The 2,880-nt window shown below is 49.2% G+C and carries 1 protein-coding gene, 1 tRNA gene and 1 rRNA gene; all 3 read right to left on the bottom strand.

Annotation, left to right across the window (positions count from 1 at the left end; genetic code table 11):
* Positions 1–134: 134 nt before the first annotated feature.
* Positions 135–211: transfer RNA gene (locus tag SCM96_15850), tRNA-Ile, on the bottom strand.
* 208 nt (positions 212–419) lie between these two features.
* A 16S ribosomal RNA gene (locus SCM96_15855) occupies positions 420–1,472 on the bottom strand.
* A gap of 662 nt (positions 1,473–2,134) precedes the next feature.
* Complete coding sequence (locus tag SCM96_15860) at positions 2,135–2,845, bottom strand: DUF1670 domain-containing protein (protein MDW7762095.1); 711 nt, start codon at positions 2,843–2,845, stop codon at positions 2,135–2,137.
* Positions 2,846–2,880 lie beyond the last annotated feature (35 nt).

Here is a 2,880-nt window from a genome sequence, read left to right on the forward strand (position 1 = left end):
CAGGTGCTCTCCCAGCTGAGCTACACCCCCTCTAGATACTAGAGACTGGAAACTAGGAGAACAACCCCGGCCGCGCTCTTTCTAGTCTCTAGTCTCTAGATGGCCCTTGCCTTTTCTAGTCTCCAGTCTCTAGATGGTGGGCCTAGGTAGACTCGAACTACCGACCTCACGCTTATCAGGCGTGCGCTCTAACCACCTGAGCTATAGGCCCTCGGTTCGTCCGTCCGTGCCGCCGCCTTCTCAAAGACCCAAGACCCCACCGCTCCCCGAGGGGAGCGGTGTCGATCCCTCAAAACCGAATAGCTCGAAGAGGCAGGTGACGGGGCCGTGCGCCCGGTACGCCGGGACCTCCCGGCGTTTCTCGTTTGATCGTTACCCCGTCGCCCGCGCTTCCGGGCTGCCGGAGCCTTCTTCCTTAGAAAGGAGGTGATCCAGCCGCTCCTTCCGGAACGGCTACCTTGTTACGACTTCACCCCAATTACCGCCCATACCTTGGTACGCTGCCCCCCTTGCGGGTTAGCCCACGCACTTCTGGTACAAACGACTCTCATGGTGTGACGGGCGGTGTGTACAAGGCCCGGGTACGCATTCACCGCGGCATGCTGATCCGCGATTACTAGCGATTCCGCCTTCATGGAGTCGAGTTGCAGACTCCAATCCGAACTGGGACCGGCTTTGCGAGATTGGCTCCCCCTCGCGGGTTCGCGACCCTCTGTACCGGCCATTGTAGTACGTGTGTAGCCCTGGGTATAAGGGCCATGAGGACTTGACGTCATCCCCACCTTCCTCCGGCTTGACGCCGGCGGTCTCCCAAGAGTGCCCGGCTTGACCCGATGGCAACATGGGACAGGGGTTGCGCTCGTTGCGGGACTTAACCCAACATCTCACGACACGAGCTGACGACAGCCATGCAGCACCTGTCTCCGCGTCCCCGAAGGGAAAACCGTGTTTCCACGGCCGGCGCGGGATGTCAAACCCAGGTAAGGTTCTGCGCGTTGCGTCGAATTAAACCACATACTCCACCGCTTGTGCGGGCCCCCGTCAATTCCTTTGAGTTTTAGTCTTGCGACCGTACTCCCCAGGCGGGATGCTTAATGCGTTAGCTTCGGCACGGAGATCCTAAATGACCCCCACACCCAGCATCCATCGTTTACGGCGTGGACTACCAGGGTCTCTAATCCTGTTTGCTCCCCACGCTTTCGCGCCTCAGCGTCAGTTTCGTCCCAGAGGGCCGCCTTCGCCACTGGTTTTCCTCCCGATATCTACGGATTTCACTCCTACACCGGGAATTCTGCCCTCCTCTTCCGAACTCAAGCCGAGAAGTTTCCAATGCCCTTCCGGGGTTAAGCCCCGGGCTTTCACACCGGACTTTCTCGGCCGCCTACGCGCCCTTTACGCCCAGTAATTCCGAACAACGCTTGCACCCCCAGAGAAACACTCAAATTCGTAACAAAAGCAATATCCTCCGTCTTGAAAATCTCTGAAATCCTCGTCACACGTTCAAAATCATTGATATATCGATCGACTGCTTCTTCACTATGATTAGTTCTCCTGGCAATCTCAGGAGTAGACATCTTAGAAAGTTTCAATCTGACAATCTCCCTCTTATGTGTAACAGTTGGTCCCATATCATGAATAGTTCCACGATACGGCAGACTAATTCCCTTTTCATTCTGTATATCCTGAATATACTTGCCAACAGATGCTCTTGAGATTGCAAGAAGTAAAGCAATATCAGGCTGGCTCAAGGTTCCCCTCTGTTCATCTGCTTCTTTCATGATTCGTTCAGTTACATTCTTTCGTATCTGAGTAATTGAACTTCCATTTATTCGCATATTGATCTCTTCATCGCTGACCAATGTAAGAATAACCGGAATAGTTCTGGTATCACTCATCGACTTTCCATATGAACTGGTTTCATCTTTAGCAACTGCTTGCCAGAGGATCTGCCCTTTCTTGACTCTACTCAGAGGCAACTGATGTTCACCAACAATCTTGATCAGATCATTGACGATTAATTCTATAACCTCTCTACCACCTAAGAATCCATATTCCGAAATAAATCTTGAGCACAATACAGTTTTCATACTTTTCTGAAGTTGAGGTTCATAAGTATCTGAAAGTGGATTGGATTTCATACACGAATTCCCCCTTTTTTAACTACTACTGCATTTGATTTTATCTCCTTCAGTCTTGTATTATTTTCTGAATCATACTTTCGATAAAGCTCTATATATTCATTAATGAGCTTCTCTGACATGCTGGTTGCCTGTCTGATGTCTGCGATATTCAGACCAGTATTAAGAAGCATCACTACCCTGGTGAAATCCTGGATGTAACGCTCTATGCTTTCTGTTGAATGTCTTGTCTGCCGCTGGATATCTGTATATTGATAATTCTTTAGATACAATTCAACGATAATGGTTTTATGAGATACCCCTTTCCCGATGTCCATTTTCTGACCTCTTGTTGGAATGTCTATTCCCTGTTTCCTCAGTCGTTCAATATCACGTCGAATGGTTCTTACACTTGAACAGAGCAAAACTGCAATGTCTTCTTGAGTGAGATATGCGTCTTGATCCTGTGCTTCCTCAGTAATTCTTGTGATTTTGGCTTCACGTAATGCATGCATTCCGTTTACTCTGAGAATTGAGATGTCGGTACTTGTATTCAGGGTCAGCTTGACTTGTTTGAGATCCATTTCTTCGATTGCTTTACCGGCTGGTTCTCTTGAAGATGCTGCCCAATAGAATATTGTGCCTACAGACAGGTTCGTGGTTTTGTTGGATGAATTGTAAGAAGCAGATTTTTGATAGAAGAAGCCTATCAGTTCCTCTTGTTTCATATTGATCAAGATATGGTTTCAGGGATGACAGTCCC

This window comes from Acidobacteriota bacterium (genome assembly GCA_033549365.1).
Taxonomy (GTDB): domain Bacteria; phylum Acidobacteriota; class Aminicenantia; order Aminicenantales; family Saccharicenantaceae; genus JAWSUF01.